A 17795-nucleotide genomic window follows, 5' to 3' on the forward strand; every position below is an offset into this window, starting at 1 on the left:
ACGGCTCACAGATACGCCCCCAGCGAGCGCACCCGGGTGAGCGCATACCCGTCGCCGCTATCGGCGCCGAGCACCGGAATCTCCGCCTCCCCTGCTTCGGCCCGGCCGAGCCATTCGTCCAGCCGTTCCACGAAACCGCGCACGTCATCGGGGTCGAAGAGCTCATACAGGCTCAACCCGAACTCGTCGGACACCCATTTCTCGTACACCTGTCCGCGGACCCCGGTCGGGTCGCCGTCGGAGGGCCAGAACAAGCCCCCTTGCGCGAAATCGCGCGGTAGCTCGTCGAACGGCTCGAGATCATCCGGATGTAGCCATCCGAACTCCCCGCGCTCCTCGGCCGGCATCGCCTGGATCTGCTGGAAGGCCGCCATATCGGATACCCGGCTCTGACTGGGCCGGACCGCGTACACGTCGAGTCCCATGGCATGAGCCTATGTGGTTCTCCCCCCGGGTGCAGACTCTGCGCCGCCCACCCGGCACCGCGGGATCACCCGGATCCCCCCACCGCGCTCGTGGACGGCGGTAAGGTCGGCCTCCGCGGCGGGCGCATCCGTTCCAGGACCTACCCAGCGAGGGGTTTACCCGTGGCGACTCCCGGGGTAACCGGCCCGGAACCCCGTTTTTGAGAGGAATATTCTCTTGCGAAAGATCTTGCGACCGTTTGCTCTAGGCGCACTTGCCGCAACCGCCCTGCTCTCGGTCGCGGCGCCCGCGGGTGCCCAGGCGGCCGCCGATTTCCAGGACGCCCGCGTCGATATCGCACCCGGATGCGCCGGCACGGTTCGCAGTCAGGTAGCCGTCGCTCCGCTACCGACCGATGCCCCGGGCGTCGGGATTTCGGTGCTGTTCCGCGCAGATCGTCCGGACCCGTCGTGCACGCTGTCGGCGACGGTGTCCTGGCGTAATACGGCAACCGGTGCCACCGGGTCCGAGGAGGTCACTGTCTCGTCGGTCCCCGCCCCCGGCGGCTGGTTCCCGACCGACCACGGTTTCCAGCGGGCGCTGGCCGATACGGGCCCCGGTCCGGTGGTCGTCACGATGAGTACGAATCCGGGCGAGGTGAGCGTCACGGTCTGATCGATCGTGCAGCCGGGTGGGCACCTCCCCCCGGCTTCCGTCGCGAAAGCCCGGCCCGCCAGATATGCCGGACCGGGCTCAGATATCTGTCACACACTACGGCGACCGCCGCGCGGCACCTCCCGGAAAGGCACATTGTGGTCCGACCGGGCTTCCCTGGGCATGCCCAGCACACGCTCGCTGATCACATTGCGGGCCATTTCGGTGGTGCCGCCACCGATACAACTCACCTGCCGCATCAGGAAAACATCGCCGGCGTCGCCGAACTCCTCGTCCCACACCGCGTCACCCGCAACCTCGAATTCTATGGTGGCCCGGCGGGATTCGGCGATCCCACGGAACAGGCGCCCGATGGCCGCCGACTGCTCGGGGAGATGACCGGACACCATCCCGGTACCGAGCCGCCGCTGTAGCGCGCTGCCCACGACGTCGAGCATCCGGTCCTCACCGATGAGGTCGCGCACGCCCGGTTCGTCGACGGTCCCGGCCCGGCAGGCGATCTCCACCGGCGACCGGTCGGAGATGGCGGGTTTCGCGGGCACCGTGACGTAGGGCGATTCGGCCAGCAGCCGTTCGTGCGACATCCAGCGGATCCCGACGGTCCAGCCGCCGTCGACCTCGCCGATCCGGTCGGAATCGGGTACCCGCACATCGGTGAGGAATTCCTGGCAGAATTCCCGGGCACCGTTGAGCATCTCGATCTGATGCACCTCGATACCCGGTTGATGGATGGGCAGGATGAACACCGTGAGGCCGCGGTGTTTCGGCACGTCCCAGTTGGTACGGGCCAGGCACAGCGCCCAATCGGAATACCACGCACCGGTGGTCCAGATCTTGGCGCCGTTGAGCACCCAGTCGTCACCGTCGCGCACAGCGGTCGTCACCGCGCCCGCCACGTCGGAGCCGCCGGATGGTTCGGAGAGGAACTGCATCCAGATCTCGTCGCCGCGCAGCATCGCCGGAATATGCCGTCGTTTCTGCTCCTCGGTCCCGAAATCCAGCAGTACCGCCGCGCACGGCGACAGCGTGGGCACCTGGCATCGCGACGGATACTCGAACCCGGCCATTTCCTCGGTGAACGCCCGCTGATGGGCGGGGGTGAGCCCGCGGCCCCCGTATTCGACCGGGATGGCGATACCGGCGAACCCGGCGTCGTAGAGCTTGCGCTGCAATCGCCGGTCGTTGCCGACGGCCGCCAGCTCCTGCTCCCGCGGCACTTTTCGCAGCCCGGCGACGGCTTCGGGCCGGAACGGGCCCAGGTTGGCGCGGATCCATTCCCTGGCGCGCAGCCGGAAGCTCTCGACGTCCTCGCTCACGCTGTGCTCATCCGGCGCGAACGCCGGCGCCGCGCGGACAGTCTCCGCTGTCACCTCCGGGCCCGGCACACGCTGTCCGTCCTGTTCGATCAACCGGTCGGCAAGACTGCGGCGGTGTTCGGCCGGTGTGCCGTGCAACGTGCGGTTCACGGTGGCGCGGCGCAGGAACAAATGCAGATCGTGCTCGAAGGTCAAGCCGATCCCGCCGTGCAGCTGCACACAGTCCTGTAGCAGCTCGGGCCCGTAATGGCCGATGAACGCCTGCGCCACAGCCACCAGCTCACCCGCATCCGACCGGCGTTCATCGACCGCCGCGGCGGCGCTGTCGGCAATCGCATGCGCCGCCTCGAGCCACGATTTCAGATCGGCCACCCGATGTTTGAGCGCCTGATACGACGCCAGCGGCCGCCCGAACGAATACCGGTCCGCCATCCAATCCAGCACCATCTCGAAACCGGTCTGCATCGCCCCGACGGTTTCCGCGCACTGCACGGCAATCGCGACCTGCGACTGCCACACCACCTGCTGTTCCGCCGTCCCGGACTCGCCCACCAGCGCACTCCGGGGCACCCGGACATTGTCGAACGTCACCGCGGAGAAACGGCGGGTGAGGTCGGGCGAGCGCAGCGGGGTGACGGTGACCCCCGTACTCCCCACCGGAACCAGAACCTGGCCGACCGCACCATCACACCGCCCGGTGACCAGCAGGTGACTCGCCATCCCGGCGGACTCGACAGGTTGTTTGCGGCCGTTGAGTACCAGATCGGTTCCGTCGACACGTATTTCGAGTTCGGCCCCGTGCCGCCATGCAGGTTCTGCATGACACCAGGACGCGAGGGACTCCCCGGACAGCAGTTCTGCCAGCACCTCCGGATGCGCCCCGCTCTCGGCCAGTGCGGCGGCCACGATATTCGCCGACGCCAACGGTCCCGGTGCGGCATGCCGCCCGAACTCGTAGGCGACCAGCGTCAGGTCGACAACCGGCCGGCCGCTGATCGATCCACCACCGGCCTCCTCCCCCACCAGCAGCGACGTCCACCCGAGTTCGGCCCCACCCCGCCAATAACCGGCCGCGAACCCGTCCTCGTCGTGCCGCAGCCCGCGCAGCCGATCCCGCGGCACCCTGGCAGCCAGGTACTTCCCGGTGGTCGAGCGGAAGAACTCCTGCTCGTCGGAGATATCGAACAGCATGGGTCGGCTCGCTTCTCTATCGGCCGGAAGCCGGATCACACCGACGCGTCGACGCCGGAAACATTACTTCCTTATTTGATAATGTCACTCTCTACTTAGTCAAACTAGACTTCCTGGGCGTCGTCGGCGAGGCACCTCGCCCGCGACCGGAGTCAGCGTTTGATCACGAGTTCGAGACCGCCGCGGAACGGCAGAGTTTGCGTGAGCAGGCCGTTGCTCGGGTCTTCGATGAATTCGAAGGCATCGCGATAGCTTTCGGGATGATTCTCTGTGTTGTCGATCAGGATCATCCCGCCCGGACGCAGTTCCGGTGTGATCAGCTCGAGTGCCGGTCGCGCCATGACCGGCCAGACGTCGATCAACGCCAGGTCGACCGGTGCGTCCAAGTTCACGAGCGTTTCCCGGAGGTCTCCCGGACGCAGGTCGATATAGGCTCCCAGTCCCGCTCGGCGGAAGTTGTCTGCGGCGGCCGCAATTTTGCCGGGTTCGGTCTCGGTGCCGATCACCACGCCGGTACCCCCCTCGGCTTCGGCGACCAGCCGGACAGCCTGGGCGAGGTAGAGCGTGGAAACCCCATAGGACGTCCCGACCTCCACCACCCGGCGCGCCCGCAGCGCCAGGCACAGCCGGTGGCACAGCAGCGCTTTGTCGTGTTCGAGGGCTACGAGCTTATCGGCGAGGAACTCGTTGGCTGCGGCATCGAGTTCGCCGAGGTCGGCGGCGTTTCCGCGGTCGGCGCGATCGGCGAAGTAGGTGGTGATCCCGGTGATCTGATCCGAGCTTCGCTGGTGCAGCTCGGCGACGAACCGGTCGAGTTCAGGGTTCTGCAGGGGGCTGGAATTCATTGTGAGCCTTTCGGTCGCGCGGTTCGGCACCACCACAGGCGGCGGCACTTCAGTGTCCGAGCCACACTTCTTGATGTCAACAGGTTGTGAACGTCAATGGATGCGGGTAGTGTCCGGCCGATGTCCGAACCGCTCCCACCGGGCCGTCGGCGCCGCAGCCCGCGCACCCGCGCCGGACGCGCAACACTGACTGCCGATTCCATTGCCGCCACCATGCTCGAGCTGGCCGGCCGCCGCGGATTCCGAGCGGTGACGATGCAGGATCTCGCCGGTCACCTCGGTGTCACCGTGCGGGCGCTGTACCGGCACGTCCAGGACCGGGCAGAGGTCGTGGACCGGGCCGTCCAGCTGTGGCTGTCGCAATGGCCCGACCCCGAACTCGACCCGGCGACCTGGCAGGTGAGCCTGCGGGAATTCCTCCGGCTGCATCGCAGCATCGCGCGCCGCCATCCCCGCGCGCTGCTGGTTTCACTGGACGAGCAGATCGGCGATACACGCGTGCCCGCCCGGCGGCTCACCGCCCCGGAGGGGTTCCTGCAGTTCCTGACCGATATCGGGGTCGGACTCGACGATGCCCTGCTCGTGCACGCGGATGTGATGATCAGGATCTACGGTTTCGTACTGCTGGTCGATCACCGGGCGGACGCAGGCGCGCCGGTGCACGAGCAATATCCGGCCCCCCAGGCCTGGCTCGACCATCACAGCGACCTCGAACTCCCCCTGCTGCGGCGCGCGGCCGCGGATACCGGATTCGAGGCCGACATCCTCTTCGAACACATGGTCACCGAGGTGACCCATACGATCGAACGCCTGATCACTCCGGCTGGACGCGAGACCGGCTGATTCCGGTCGGCGGCAGATATACCGGCCCCCGGAAACGGCCGCATGTGGACGTACCCGTCGCCAGGAGGGGACCGCGGGCGGGAATCGGCGTCCATGCCCGACCACCTCCCCCGATGGCGTTCCTGGACACTGGATCGAGTACGCCAACGGATCATCCAGGAAAGGCTTCTCCCACAACCGTTCTCGAAGCGAGAAGGCCGTTACGGCTATGGTGGCGACATCACCAGCGAAGGGAGGGGTGGGCTCGATGCTCGTCATCGCCGACAAGCTCAGGTCCGGGGCGGAGAAGCGGGTCGTGTCCTGGCTGCGGAAATGGCAGGACGATTACCGGGTTCCCGGTGTGGCGATCGCGAACTGTTTCGTTTCCGGGCAGGAAGTCGATCTGGTGATCGTCACCCCGCACACCACCGTCGTCTGCGAGATCAAGGGATTGAATCCGGGGGTCACCAGCGGTGTCCTGCATTGCACCACCAACAGCCGATGGAAAGTCTCGGGGTTCGACGGTGACCCGGTCGGCGTGCGCCAGAACGACACCACCCCCTACGACCAGGTCCGGGACGGCGTTTTCAAGGTGAAGAACGCGGCCGCGCGGGCCGGCGGGCCCGCGTTCGTCACCGGTCTGGTGATCGTGGTCCCGCCGCGCGGATCGAATCTGCGACTCGACAAGAGGTCGGCGCCGCAAGGCTGCGATGTATTGCTGTGCAATACCCAGAACCCGCTGCGCGCCTGGTTCCATCGCGCCCATCACCGCGCCGCTGTCGTATGGACCGCGGAACAGGCATACGCCCTGCTGGAGGCGTTGGAGCACGGCGACAGTACCAGCGTCGCCGAGCTGGCCGCGGAAGGGTTTCCGATGGAAGCGCCCCTGCAACCGGCAGCACCGCTCAGTACGCCCCTTTCAGAACCGGCAGCGCCGATCACCACACCACCGGGCGCAGCACCGCCGAAACCCGGAATTCCCACCCCGCCACCGATTTCCCGACCCCCACTCCCGCCGCCGGTTTCCCGTCCGGAGACCCCAAGTCCGGCCCCTGCGCAACCTCCGCCACCACCCCAGCACGAGAGCCCGGTACCGGAACCCGCCGAACCGAGCCCGGCCCCGCCGGCTCCGGCAGCATCACCGCCCCTCGCCCCCGAAGCTGTCCACGACCGCCGTCGCCGCCGTGCCCAAACCGCCGCGGCCTTCGCGGCGATCGGCGTCCTGGCCGCCGGAATCTGGCTGGTGGCCCAGCTCGGCAACGGCCGCACCGAACCGCGGGAGACCACCGGTCACCACCAGAACGGCGCGGTTACCGAGCAGACCACCGCGCCACCTCCACCGCGGCTCGCGCCGGAGACGAAAACCCCTTCGCCGCCGACCGCCTGTTTCCCGTTCCAGCCGAACTGCTGACCTCTCCACACCCATCTCGCCTGGGGCGCGGCAGCCCGACTCGAACAGACCCGGTGCGGCTGCGCGAAGAACCGGAGCTGGCCGCCGCCGTGGTCGCCGGGACGCTACGTTTCGACGGGCCGGCGCAAGTACTGTTGCGGGTCATGGAAGCCACCGCGGCCATCGAGGAAATTGCCCGCCGAATACCCGCATCGGCACCGGCAGGAGCACCTCGGCGCATCGCAAGCCCTGTTCTGCGGGGCCTGCGCAGCCAACCGGTCACCCTCGGCGCCTCCGCCACATCTGCGGCCTGATCCCGGCCGGCATCATCAGCGGCCAAGCGACCTACCGGCAACCACCCGCGCTCGAAACCATGCGTCCACCGCCTGCGCTCATTTGCCTTCTTTCCGGCGCACGATTTCGGTGATCCAGATCGGCGCGAACGGCGATGTGCAGTTCGGGGGCGTCGGATAGTCCTTCAGGACCTCCAGGCGTTCGCCGATCTCGAGGGCGCGGGCGCGGTACTCGGCATGGTCGATTCCGATCTGGGCCAGGCAGTTGTTCATCGCCCACTGCAGGCGGTCCGGGGCAGCCTTCATCTCCGACTCGATGGCGTTCAGCAGGCCGGGCAGGTCGAGGCCCTCGGGTTTCTTCGCCACCCGTTCGGTGGTCAGGGCCCAGCCTGCGCTCGCCACCACCGGGTCGGGGTCGGCGAACCAGGCCACCCGGAGTTCCTCCGCGTGCGGATTTTTCTTCACCACGTAGTTGACCAGCCAGTCCTGGACCTTCGGAGTGGTGCCCTGGCGCAACATGGTGTCCAGTTCGGTACGGTCGAATACCTTCGGGCGGCAGATCAGCAGCGCCAGCAGTCGCGCCGCGCCGTCCCCGGTGTTCCAGAGTTCCAGGGCGAGGTCCTGCTGGGTTTTCAGCTGTTTCGCGAGCGCGCGCAGCTTGGTGAGGTTGACCCCGTGGTCGTCGCCGCGTTTCTCGTTCACCGCGCGGATCTTCGGATCTTCGAGCGCGGCCAGTTCGGCCAGCACCTCGGTCACGGTTGCCGGGTTCGTCGCCGCCTGGGACACCTCGACCTCCTATCCCGAATGTCTGCGACTCAGCCTACGACGAGGTCGCGGGCCGGCGGCCCGCGGTCGCTACCGTTCCCCGGCATCACCCGAACAACTCGCCGAAGCGTAGGGACCGCTGGAGGTCTGTTCGGTCATCACCCGGCCACCGATCAGGATGCGGCAGGTGATATCACCGCCTGCGGGACCGTTGGCGGCGGTCATGGACACGATCCGGTCCCAGCTGCGGACGGGTACGACTTTGCTCCAGGGTAGCGAGACCCCCGTTTCCTGTGCCATACCCTGATCCTGGCCCAGGTAGGTGACCGCGGCCTCGGAGCCGGTGCCCCGGACCTCGTAGGTCACGGTGATCTCGCTACCGGCGCGCTCGTCTGCCTCGTTCCCGAAAACTGCGAATCCGGCGGTGACCAGGAGGACGACCATCAATGCGAACCCTCCGGCGATCCACGGCCATCTCGCCTTCTGCTGAGACGGACGGTATTCCGGCGAAGGCATACCGGCGGGCGGGTGCTCCTGCCGATATCCCTGCGGCTCACCGGAATACTGCGGCTGATCGCCGGAAGGGTAGGACAATGTGCCTCCTCTGCTCGGGGCGCCACCAGGCGCCATTAGGAGGTAGATCACATTTTCATTCCGTGATGTTACACCGCTATTTATCCAGTTCATAGCCATAACGGTGCCCGGGCCGGATCGGTCATCGGTTCGGCGGACCGCGCTCCCGGGCGAAGACCACCGATCGATCGCGGCCCATCGGGTGCGGCCGGGCCGTGGACCTGTGCGCGTCCGGATGGGAAGCTCATAGACAACCGCGTGCCGATTCCCGAGGACGGTGAGTCATGGTGGACAGAGCGAACGGGGCGCCACGGCCGGTGGATATCCGGAATGTGGTGCTGGTCGGGGGTAGTGGAGCCGGAAAAACGACCCTGGTCGACGCGTTGGCGCTGGCGTCCGGGGCGGTGAACCGGGCAGGGCGCGTCGAAGACGGCACCTCGCTGTCGGATTACGACGAGATCGAGCAGCGGCGGCATCGCTCGGTGCAGCTGTCGGTGGTACCGGTGCGATGGGGCGGGGTGAAGGTGAACCTCATCGATACGCCGGGGTACGCGGATTTCGTGGGAGAACTCCGCGCCGGTCTGCGAGCCGCCGACGCCGCTCTTTTCGTGGTGTCGGCCGCCGACGGCGTCGAGGGGGTCGGCGGGGTGTCGCGGGCGCTGTGGGAGGAATGCGCGAGCGTCGGGATGCCGCGGGCCATCGTGCTGACGCACCTGGATACGGCACGCGCCGATTTCGACGAGATGACACAGACCTGCCAGGCGCTGCTCGGCGGAAGTTCGACCGAGAACGTCCTGCCGTTACATCTCCCGGTGTACGGTCCCGCCGCCGCGGACGGGCACCGGCCGGCCACCGGGCTGGTGGAACTGCTGGAACAGCGGGTGGCCGATTATTCGACCGGTGAACGACGATGGGTCCCGGATTCGCCGGACGATATGGCGATCGTCGAACACGCCCGGGAGCGGCTGATCGAGGGCATCATCGCCGAAAGCGAGGACGAAACCCTCATGGACCGCTACCTCGCCGGGGAGGCCGTGGAACTCAGCACCTTGGTCGGCGATCTCGAACGCGCGGTGGCGCGCGGCAGTTTCCACCCGGTGTTGTTCGCGGCCCCGGCCGCGGGCGAGGGCCGGCAGGGCCTGGGCACCGTCGAACTGCTCGACCTGGTGACCGCGGGTTTTCCCACCCCGAGCGAGCATCCGGTGTCGGCCGTTCACTTGGCGGACGGGTCGAAACCGGTCGCGTTGCGCTGCGATCCGGGCGCGGAGCTGGCGGCCGAGGTCATCCGTACCTCCTCCGAACCGTACGTCGGCCGGATATCCCTGGTCCGGGTGTTCTCCGGAACCTTGCACGCCGACGATACCGTGCATATCTGCGGGCACGGCCCGGTCGCCGACCACGACGCCGAGGAACGCGTCGGCGGCGTGACCGCACCGTTCGGGCGGGACCAGCGCCCGCTCGACGAAGCCGTCGCCGGGGATATCGCCTACGTGTCCAAACTCGGTCACGCCGAAACCGGCGATACCCTCTCGGGCACCGGTGCGCCCCTGCTGATCGAACCGTGGCGGATGCCGGATCCGCTCCTGCCCACGGCCGTCCGCGCGCACAGCAAAGCCGACGAGGACAAGCTCTCGCAGAGCCTGGCCCGGCTGGTTGCGGAGGACCCGGCGCTGCGGGTGGAGAACAACGAACGCACCGGACAGCTGGTGCTGTGGTCCCTCGGCGAAGCGCAGCGCGACGTCGCACTGGAACGGTTGCGCAGCCGGTTCGGGGTCTCGGTGGATATCGAGGAGTACCGGGTCGCGCTGCGGGAGACGTTCGCGGGCAAGGCCACCGGGCGCGGGCGCCATGTCAAACAATCCGGCGGGCACGGACAATACGCGGTCTGCGATATCGAAGTGGAGCCGGCACCGGAAGGGTCGGGGATCGAGTTCGTGGACAAGGTGATCGGCGGGGCGGTACCGCGGCAGTTCATCGGTTCGGTGGAGAAGGGGGTGCGGGCGCAGGCGGCGCGGGGTGTGACCGCCGGATATCCGCTGGTCGATGTGCGCGTCACCTTGGTCGACGGTAAGGCGCATTCGGTCGACTCTTCCGATGCGGCGTTCCAGACCGCCGGGGCGCTGGCGCTGCGTGATGCGGCCGCCCAGGGCAGGATCGACCTGCTCGAACCCATCGCACAGGTGGATGTCCGCGTTCCCGACGAGCATCTCGGTGCGGCGCTGAGCGATCTGTCCGTCCGCCGCGCCCGCATCCTGGGTACCGAACCGGCCGAGCCGGGGCGAACGCTGATCCGCGCGGAGGTACCGGAGTCCGAACTCGCCCGCTATGCGGTCGACCTTCGTTCACTCACCCACGGCATCGCCCACTTCACTCGGGAGTACCTGCGGCACGACCGCTTACCCGCCCAACTTGCGGACAAGGCCCGCGCCGGAGCGCCGGTGGGATCCGGCTGAAGGGGAAGCAGCGACCAAGCGGGAACCGGCCGGGCTCGAACCGGTGGCGCGGTGGGCCGTCGAGGTCTGAGATGCTCATGCAGCGCAGTCGGCCGGTGAGTCAACGGGCAGGCGCGGGACAACTGCACTCTGCTCGACGATCTCCCGGCGGCTGCCACCGCTGACTGTGCGAATCGACCGGCTCCCGTACAGCGCGATTACGAGCGTCGCCGAGGCGGCGTTCAGCCGGGGCCCTTCCAGGGCTCCGGGTGACGAGGGCGGCTGCACCTACTGCGTGCCGGGCTACGCGGCATACTCGACTCACCAGGGTCAGGATTCGAGGCGCCGGATCTTGTCTTCGAGTACCGCGCGTTCGCGTTCGTTACCGCAGCGGGCCACCGCCCGTTCCAGCTCGGTACGCGCTTCCGCCGGGCGGCCGAGGCGGATGAGCAGTTCACCGCGGACGCTCGGCAGCAGATGTGAGTTCGGCAGCGCGTCGGCAGCCACGAGTTCGTCGACGATCTTCAGGGCAGCGGCCGGCCCGTGGGCCATCGATACCGCCACCGCCCGGTTCACCTCGACGACCGGCGACGGTGCCAGCCGGCCCAGCGCCTCGTAGAGCACAACGATCCGCTCCCAATCGGTTTCCGGGACCGACGGCGCCACGGCATGACATTCCGCGATCGCGGCCTGCACACCGTAGATCCCCAGTCCACGCCCGGCTTTTCCGGCGCGGGCCAGGGCGGCCCGGCCGCGGCGGATGGCGCTGCGGTCCCAGCGACGCCGGTCCTGGTGCTCCAGCAGTACCGGCGCACCGTCGGGACCGGTGCGGGCGGGGAAACGCGCCGCGGTGAGTTCCAGGAGCGCGAGCAGGCTCTGGGCTTCCGGTTCGTCCGGGACCAACCGGGCCAGTACGCGGGCCAGGCGTTGCGCTTCGGCGGCGAGGTCGACGCGGATCAGATCGGTGCCCGAACTCGCCGACGAGCCCTCGGTGAAGATCACGTACACCACCCGCAGGACCGAGACCAGCCGCGCGGGCCGTTCGGCGGCGGGCGGTACCCCGAACGGAATACGCGCCGCGGCGAGGGTTTTCTTCGCCCGGGTGATCCGTGCCTGCACGGTGGCCGTCGGCACCAGGAAGGCGCGCGCTATCTCGTCACTGGTGAGACCGCCGACAACGCGCAGAGTCAACGCCACCCGGGCTTCCGGTGACAGCACCGGGTGGCAGGAGATGAACATCAGGGCCAGTACGTCGTCGTCGATCCGATCCGGATCCCACAGCTCCTCCACCGGCCGCGACGCCGCGTCACTGCCCGCGGCTATACCGCCCTCGCCCAGATCGCGGGCGAGGGCGGTATAGCGGTTGTCGAGAGCGGCGCGCCGGCGGAAACCGTCGACGGCGCGCCGTTTGCCCACCGTGAGCAGCCAGCCGGCCGGATTTCGCGGCACCCCGTCGCGCGGCCAGGACACGAGGGCTTCGGCGAGCGCCTCCTGGGCGAGATCTTCGGCGAGGGTGAAATCACCGGTGTAGCGGGCGAGGGCGCCGACGATCCGCGCGGATTCGATCCGCCAGACCGCCCCGACTGCCTCCCGGCCCTCGTGGCCGGCCACCGTCGGCACTCCTCAGAGCTGACCGGTGGCTTCGCGCCAGGCCCGTTCCTTCTGGATCCAGATATTGTCCTGCGGGAATTCGTCGATGGTGCTGACCCGGCGGATCTCGGTTTTGAACCCTGCCCCGGTCATCGGCATCCGCTTGGCCCATTCCACGGCCTCTTCCTTGGAGGCGACATTGAGAATGTAGAAGCCGTTGAAAAGCTCTTTCGTCTCGCCGTAGGGGCCGTCGGTGACCACCGGGTCCGCGGACGAGTAGTCGACGACCACCCCGTCGGCGGCATCGTCGAGGCCTTCCGCGGCGAGCAACACTCCCGCCCGGATGAGCTCGTCGTTGAACCGGCCGACCGTCTCCAGCATCTGGCCGAAATCGATCTGCCCCATCTGCGCGAAGGCTTCGTCGGTCGCACGCATGATCAGCATGTATTTCATGGTCGGTCTCCCTTGTGTCGTAGGGCCGGAGTTCGAACCCTTCCACCCATAGGTCGAACGGGCAGCCCGCGGATCGACACACTGCCGGAAATATTTTCCCGAAGTATCGCGACTCGGCACCGAAACCGCGCGGTTCTGTTCGAACTACCTGGCCAGTGGCATAATCTACCCTCAGAACAAGGGAATCGAAGTGTGGCGTATGAGGGCGTCATCGGCGATCAGTTCTCGAGGTCCGGTGTTGGCCCCTCCCGTCCCGAAGGGAGCACTATGACCACCCAGCCCGCAGCGCAGAGCCCCAGAACCGGGGCACACGCGGCGCCCGAACAAGGACAGTCGGTGAAACAGGCGGTGGCCGGTGGCGCATCCATCGCCGCTGCCGCACTGTTGCTCACCGCGGGATTCATCACCCTTTTCCAAGGCATCTCCGCGGTCGCCGAGGACGAGGTGTTCGTCTCCGGCCCCCAGTACGTCTACGAACTCGATCTCTCCAGTTGGGGCTGGGTGCATATCGTTTTCGGCATCCTGCTGATCCTCACCGCGCTCGCCCTGATGACCGGTGCCACCTGGGCTCGGGTCACCGCCATCGGCCTGGCCGCGCTCTCGATCGTGGTGAACTTTCTCTGGCTGCCCTACTACCCGCTGTGGTCGATTCTGATCATCGCCCTGGATATCGTGATCATCTGGGCGATCGCCACCTGGGACACGCGGCGTATCTGACGCACCGGTGACCGGCACGGAGCAGCACGAGCGCTTCGCCGTGTCGGCGCCGGAGGTGCGGGCGCCACGATGCGACCATGATCGGATGACGGTATGGGCGGCGCCGGGGGAGCCGGAACCGTCGGCGATCGTCTCGCTGTTCTGGATCGCGACCGCCGCGGTGGCGGCACCACTGCTGTCGCGGCTGCTGCGCGGACTGATCCCCGATGTGGTGCCGTTGCTGGGGCTGGGCGTCCTTCTCGGGGGGCGGCGGCACGTTTTCCCAGGCCGCCGGGACTCGTCCCCGTGACCGCGCCGGAATAGGGGTCGAGTCCGCCGATATTCATGCCGGTCCCCCTGTCGACAGGCGTCCCGCCTGCCTCCGTGCGGTGCCGCCGCGCTCGTGTGCGGCCCTGTCCGTGGAAGCTGCGGGTAGCAGTCGCTGGAGGACATCGGTGATGGTGATGAGCCCGATGAGTTCGCCCGTGTCGGCGGCGGTGACGGTGGCGAGGTGGCTGCGGGTTTCACGCATGGTGCGCAGTGCCTCGTACACCGGAACAGCGGCCGTCAGGTTCAGCACCGGTCGCATCAGCTGCCGGGCGGTGGTGGCACCGGCCTGCAGGCTGTCGCGGACGTGCAGGACACCTTCGATCCGGGCGCGGTCGCGGACCAGCAACCGCATATGCCCGGTCTCGCGTGAGGTGGCCTGAATCGCCTCCGGCGCGGCGTCGGGTGCTACCGCACTGGGGACGGTGTTCGAGCGCACGATATCGGCGACGGTGAGCTGTTCGAGTTCGAGAGCGCTGGTGAGGTTGCCGTGGTAGCGCTCGTCGAGGGTGCCTGCGGTGGCGGAGTGTTCGACCAGGTGGCGCAGCGCCGCCGGATCCTGCCCGGTTTCGACTTCGTCGACGGGGCTGACCCCGGCCTTGCGCAGGCACCAGTTGGCCGCGTGGTTGAGCGCGGTCAGCAGGGGTCGGGTGAGCCACATGAAGGCCCGCATGGGGATGGCCAGAAGGGTGGCCGATTTCTCCGGGTGCGCAATGGCCCAGGATTTGGGTGCCATCTCACCGACGACGAGGTGCAGGAAGGTCACGATGATCAGCGCGAGCACGAACCCGACGACATCGGCCGCCCACAAGGGCGCGCCGAAATCCTCGAACACGGGGGTGAGCCAGTGGTGCACGGCGGGTTTGGTTGTCGCCCCCAAGGCAAGGGTGCATACCGTGATGCCGAGCTGGGATCCGGCCAGGAGCACCGACAACTCCGAGGAGCTGCGCAGCGCGGCGCGGGCCGCGCGGCTGTCGGGTGCGGCGTCTTCGAGGCGGTGACGGCGAGCGGCGATGAGCGCGAATTCGACAGCGACGAAAAACGCGCTCGCGGCGATCAATCCGACGGTGACGGCTATAACGACCCAGGGGTTACTCATCGCCGGTCTCCTCCGATTCGGTGCGCACGGTGAGGAACACCGAGGAAGGAACATGGTTCTCGACACCCCGCACCTGCGCGGTGACACTCCGGCGGGGTGCGGGCTGGTCGTCGAGGAAATCGGCGCCGTCCCGGGGCAGCGGGATATCGATCCGGTCGCCGATATCGGGCAATCCGTTGAAGACGGCGATGACCAGACCGGCGATGGTTTCGTAGTCACCGGCAGGCAGGCTCAGCTCGAGCAGGCGTTCGATTTCGTCGAGGTGCACATCACCGGCGACCCGCCAGCCGTCGCCCTCGGCGACGATATCGCCGGCAGTACTCGGATCGTGTTCGTCGGCGATCTCACCGACGAGTTCCTCAGCAATGTCCTCGACGGTGACGATGCCGGCGAAACCACCGTATTCGTCGACGACGAGTGCCATTTCCTCGCGGTGTGTGCTCAGCCGGGTCACGACTTCCGGCAGCGGCAGGGTTTCGGGCACCAGGATCGCGGGCCGCAGACGGGCGCCCGCGGTGTCGTCGGCTGCGCCGGCGAGCAGATCGTGGAGATGGATCACTCCGCGCAGATCGTCGGTGGAGGTGCCGACGACCGGGTAGCGGGTGTGCCCGGTGCGCATCCGGGCCAGCACATCGGCGACGGTGTCGTCGATGTGCACGGTATCGACTCGGGCGCGCGGGATCATGGCGTGCTCGGCAGTGCTGGTCGGGAAGTCCAGGATCCGGTCGAGCAGCGTGGACAGCTCGGGCGGGAGTTCCCCGGCGTCGCGGGAGGCGGCGACGATATGTTCGAGATCGCGCGGGGTGGCCGAATGCTCCACATCGTGCACCGGCTCGATGCGTAGCGCCTTCAGCAACAGGTTCGACGACTGATCGAACAGCCTGATCAGCCACCCGAATACCTTCAGGTATACCGTGGTCGACGCGGCCAGCCAGCGCGCCACCGGTTCCGGACGGGCGATCGCCAGGTTCTTGGGAACCAGCTCGCCGAACAACATTTGCACCAGGGTCGAGAACGCGATGGCCAGCACCGCGCCGACGCCGATGCCGACCGCGGTGGGTATCCCGATACCGCCGAGTAATTCGCCGAGACCGCGGCCGATGAGAGGTTCGGCCACGTAACCGACCAGCAATCCGGTGACGGTGATACCCAGCTGGGCACCGGAGAGCATGAACGATGTCCGGCGGGTGACGCGCAACGCGCGGCCGGCGGCCTTGTCACCGTCGGCGGCGCGGGCTTTGAGCCGGGAGCGATCCACGGCCATATACGCGAATTCCTGGGCGACGAAGTACCCGGTCAGCGCGGTGATCAGCAGGACCACGGCGATGCCGAGCACGATATTGAGCACGGTCACCACGACCTCCCCTCCCGATGGGTTCCGGGAGGCTGCTCGTCACTGGGCGAGCCGGGTTGTCGGTATTTGCGCTTGGCGCGTCTCATCAGCTCTCTTTGTTCGAGGAACAAGATCGGGAAAAGGTGTACTGCCGGGGAATGTTATTTGCGGCCTGCCGCCCAGCGCATTCCCCACTGGTAGGCGCGGTCGAGATCGGCCTGACTGCCGGAGATGTATTCGACTTCGCGCGCAACGGTCAGGCCGCTGCCGGTATCGGTGAGCATGGCGACCGCGCAGATCTGGGCACCGTCGACGGCAGAGTCCAACGGGACCTCGATCTGCGGGCCGGAAGTCGGGAACATGGTGACGACACCGTCGACCGCCGCCCAGTTGGCCGCGCCCCGGTAGATCATGGCGAACACCAGGATCCGGCGGAAGGCGGCCGGGTCGGCCAGGTTGATGTGCAGGTTTTCGCCACCGGCAACGGCACCGGTGCGGTCGTCACGATCCAGGGCGATGAACGGCGGCGTGTGCAGTTCGCCGTAGCTGTTGCCCAGCGCCTGGACGACTCCCTTGGTGCCGTCGGCGAGCTCGTAGAGACAGCCCAGATCCAGGTCGATACCGCCGCCCCCGAGGAGTTTGGCGAAGAATCCGGTTTTGGCCGGTTGCGGGTTGCTCCAGTTCAGGTTGACCCGCATCACACCTTGACGTTCACCGGCTTTGGTGAGGTTTACGCTGCGTTCGGTCTTGGTCAGCGTCAGTTTGTGCACGCCGACGGTCGGGTCGGCGGGCGTCGGTTGCGCCACCGGTGTGGGTCTTTTGTTGTAGTCGATGCCCATCAGGTGTGAGCTTTTCCTCTCGGCTGGGACGTCAAATATTCACGCCGTAGTCGCGGGCGATCCCCGCCAGACCCGACGCGTAGCCCTGGCCGATCGCGCGGAACTTCCACTCCGCACCGTGGCGGTAGAGCTCACCGAACACCATCGCGGTTTCGGTGGAGGCGTCCTCGGTCAGGTCGTAGCGGGCCAGCTCCGAGCCCGTACCACGGTCGACAACCCGGATGAACGCATTGCGTACCTGCCCGAACGACTGCTGGCGCGCATCTGCGTCGTGGATCGATACGGGGAAGAAGATATTGGTGATCGTTGCGGGGGTGGCCGCCAGATCGACGTTGATCACCTCGTCGTCGCCCTCACCTTCACCGGTGAGGTTGTCGCCGGTGTGCTCGATGCTGCCCTCCGGCGAGCGCAGGTTGTTGTAGAACACGAAATGCTGGTCCGAGACGACCTTGTGTTCCGGGCCGGTGGCGATGGCGCTGGCATCCAGGTCGAATTCCGCACCGGTGGTGGAGCGGACGTCCCAGCCCAGGCCGACCGCGACCGCGGTCAGGTTCGGCGCTTGTTTGGACAGCGACACATTGCCGCCTTTGGCGAGACTGACACTCATTTCTGCTACTCCTGGTCTCGTACGGTCGAGGAATGCCCTGCGATCTACTGGAATCCGCCCGCGACCACCGGGCGCGCGGACGAACAATCCGCCGCCGGCCGGCCGGACCACCACGCCGAGTCGGCCGTCATGTGGTGCCCGCAC

General features: G+C 67.5%; 18 protein-coding genes and 1 pseudogene. 7 read left to right on the forward strand and 12 right to left on the reverse strand.

Annotated elements, in window-relative coordinates:
- Nucleotides 1-5: 5 nt before the first annotated feature.
- Nucleotides 6-425, reverse strand: a complete 420-nt coding sequence (locus tag NFL01S_RS14130; RefSeq protein ID WP_062975263.1) for a hypothetical protein — start codon at nt 423-425, stop codon at nt 6-8.
- Between the two features lie 217 nt (nt 426-642).
- On the opposite strand from NFL01S_RS14130, the gene NFL01S_RS14135 reads away from it, so the two are divergent.
- On the forward strand, nt 643-1080 hold the full coding sequence (locus NFL01S_RS14135; RefSeq protein ID WP_062975266.1) for a hypothetical protein: 438 nt from the start codon (nt 643-645) through the stop codon (nt 1078-1080).
- Nucleotides 1081-1169: 89 nt separating this feature from the next.
- Here NFL01S_RS14135 and NFL01S_RS37770 read toward each other — a convergent pair whose 3' ends face one another.
- The 3 genes and pseudogenes from NFL01S_RS37770 to NFL01S_RS14145 all read right to left on the reverse strand — a co-directional run bounded on the left by NFL01S_RS37770 (nt 1170) and on the right by NFL01S_RS14145 (nt 4432).
- Nucleotides 1170-2450, reverse strand: coding sequence for an acyl-CoA dehydrogenase family protein (locus tag NFL01S_RS37770; protein WP_218019618.1), 1281 nt, complete (start codon nt 2448-2450; stop codon nt 1170-1172).
- Nucleotides 2451-2498: 48 nt separating this feature from the next.
- Nucleotides 2499-3587: pseudogene (locus NFL01S_RS37775) on the reverse strand (acyl-CoA dehydrogenase family protein); the annotation flags it as partial.
- Nucleotides 3588-3739: 152 nt separating this feature from the next.
- Nucleotides 3740-4432: an O-methyltransferase gene (locus NFL01S_RS14145; RefSeq protein WP_062975269.1), complete on the reverse strand. Its 693-nt coding sequence runs from the start codon at nt 4430-4432 to the stop codon at nt 3740-3742.
- A 120-nt stretch (nt 4433-4552) separates the two neighbouring features.
- On the opposite strand from NFL01S_RS14145, the gene NFL01S_RS14150 reads away from it, so the two are divergent.
- The 3 genes from NFL01S_RS14150 (at nt 4553) to NFL01S_RS14160 (ending at nt 6958) form a co-directional block, all read left to right on the forward strand.
- Nucleotides 4553-5275: a TetR/AcrR family transcriptional regulator gene (locus NFL01S_RS14150; RefSeq protein WP_062975272.1), complete on the forward strand. Its 723-nt coding sequence runs from the start codon at nt 4553-4555 to the stop codon at nt 5273-5275.
- A gap of 247 nt (nt 5276-5522) precedes the next feature.
- A complete protein-coding gene (locus tag NFL01S_RS14155) occupies nt 5523-6665 on the forward strand; it encodes a nuclease-related domain-containing protein (protein ID WP_168433907.1) in 1143 nt (380 codons plus the stop codon).
- A gap of 53 nt (nt 6666-6718) precedes the next feature.
- Entirely contained in the window at nt 6719-6958 is a 240-nt protein-coding gene (locus NFL01S_RS14160) for a hypothetical protein (protein WP_062975280.1), read from the forward strand.
- 78 nt (nt 6959-7036) lie between these two features.
- On the opposite strand, the gene NFL01S_RS14165 is transcribed toward NFL01S_RS14160, so the two are convergent.
- Both NFL01S_RS14165 and NFL01S_RS14170 read right to left on the reverse strand, forming a co-directional pair.
- Entirely contained in the window at nt 7037-7723 is a 687-nt protein-coding gene (locus NFL01S_RS14165) for a DNA alkylation repair protein (protein WP_062975282.1), read from the reverse strand.
- 69 nt (nt 7724-7792) lie between these two features.
- Nucleotides 7793-8296 carry an MmpS family transport accessory protein gene (locus NFL01S_RS14170; RefSeq protein WP_062975284.1) on the reverse strand — a complete coding sequence of 168 codons (504 nt, stop codon included), beginning with the start codon at nt 8294-8296 and terminating at the stop codon, nt 7793-7795.
- 263 nt (nt 8297-8559) lie between these two features.
- Here NFL01S_RS14170 and NFL01S_RS14175 point away from each other — a divergent pair, with 263 nt between their 5' ends.
- Nucleotides 8560-10728, forward strand: a complete 2169-nt coding sequence (locus NFL01S_RS14175; RefSeq protein ID WP_062975285.1) for an elongation factor G-like protein EF-G2 — start codon at nt 8560-8562, stop codon at nt 10726-10728.
- A 309-nt stretch (nt 10729-11037) separates the two neighbouring features.
- Here NFL01S_RS14175 and NFL01S_RS14180 read toward each other — a convergent pair whose 3' ends face one another.
- Both NFL01S_RS14180 and NFL01S_RS14185 read right to left on the reverse strand, forming a co-directional pair.
- Complete coding sequence (locus NFL01S_RS14180; RefSeq protein ID WP_062975887.1) at nt 11038-12318, reverse strand: RNA polymerase sigma factor; 1281 nt, start codon at nt 12316-12318, stop codon at nt 11038-11040.
- Nucleotides 12319-12330: 12 nt separating this feature from the next.
- Nucleotides 12331-12750: a YciI family protein gene (locus tag NFL01S_RS14185; RefSeq protein WP_062975288.1), complete on the reverse strand. Its 420-nt coding sequence runs from the start codon at nt 12748-12750 to the stop codon at nt 12331-12333.
- Nucleotides 12751-13017: 267 nt separating this feature from the next.
- Between NFL01S_RS14185 and NFL01S_RS14190 the strand changes: the two genes are divergently transcribed.
- Together NFL01S_RS14190 and NFL01S_RS35430 are read left to right on the forward strand one after the other, a co-directional pair.
- On the forward strand, nt 13018-13467 hold the full coding sequence (locus NFL01S_RS14190; protein WP_062975290.1) for a DUF7144 family membrane protein: 450 nt from the start codon (nt 13018-13020) through the stop codon (nt 13465-13467).
- An 85-nt stretch (nt 13468-13552) separates the two neighbouring features.
- Complete coding sequence (locus NFL01S_RS35430) at nt 13553-13756, forward strand: hypothetical protein (protein WP_174555685.1); 204 nt, start codon at nt 13553-13555, stop codon at nt 13754-13756.
- A 33-nt stretch (nt 13757-13789) separates the two neighbouring features.
- On the opposite strand, the gene NFL01S_RS14200 is transcribed toward NFL01S_RS35430, so the two are convergent.
- From NFL01S_RS14200 to NFL01S_RS14215, 4 genes are all read right to left on the reverse strand, one after another.
- Complete coding sequence (locus NFL01S_RS14200) at nt 13790-14872, reverse strand: hemolysin family protein (RefSeq protein WP_084492670.1); 1083 nt, start codon at nt 14870-14872, stop codon at nt 13790-13792.
- Nucleotides 14865-16229: a hemolysin family protein gene (locus NFL01S_RS14205; RefSeq protein WP_062975295.1), complete on the reverse strand. Its 1365-nt coding sequence runs from the start codon at nt 16227-16229 to the stop codon at nt 14865-14867. Before NFL01S_RS14205 ends, NFL01S_RS14200 begins: the two co-directional genes overlap by 8 nt.
- Before the next feature lie 137 nt (nt 16230-16366).
- Nucleotides 16367-17044: a TerD family protein gene (locus tag NFL01S_RS14210; protein ID WP_062975297.1), complete on the reverse strand. Its 678-nt coding sequence runs from the start codon at nt 17042-17044 to the stop codon at nt 16367-16369.
- A gap of 31 nt (nt 17045-17075) precedes the next feature.
- The gene (locus tag NFL01S_RS14215) at nt 17076-17651 is read right to left on the reverse strand and encodes a TerD family protein (RefSeq protein WP_062975299.1); all 576 of its coding nucleotides are present in this window, start codon (nt 17649-17651) and stop codon (nt 17076-17078) included.
- Nucleotides 17652-17795: the final 144 nt, after the last annotated feature.

It is taken from the genome of Nocardia flavorosea NBRC 108225 (assembly GCF_001613385.1).
GTDB lineage: Bacteria > Actinomycetota > Actinomycetes > Mycobacteriales > Mycobacteriaceae > Nocardia > Nocardia flavorosea.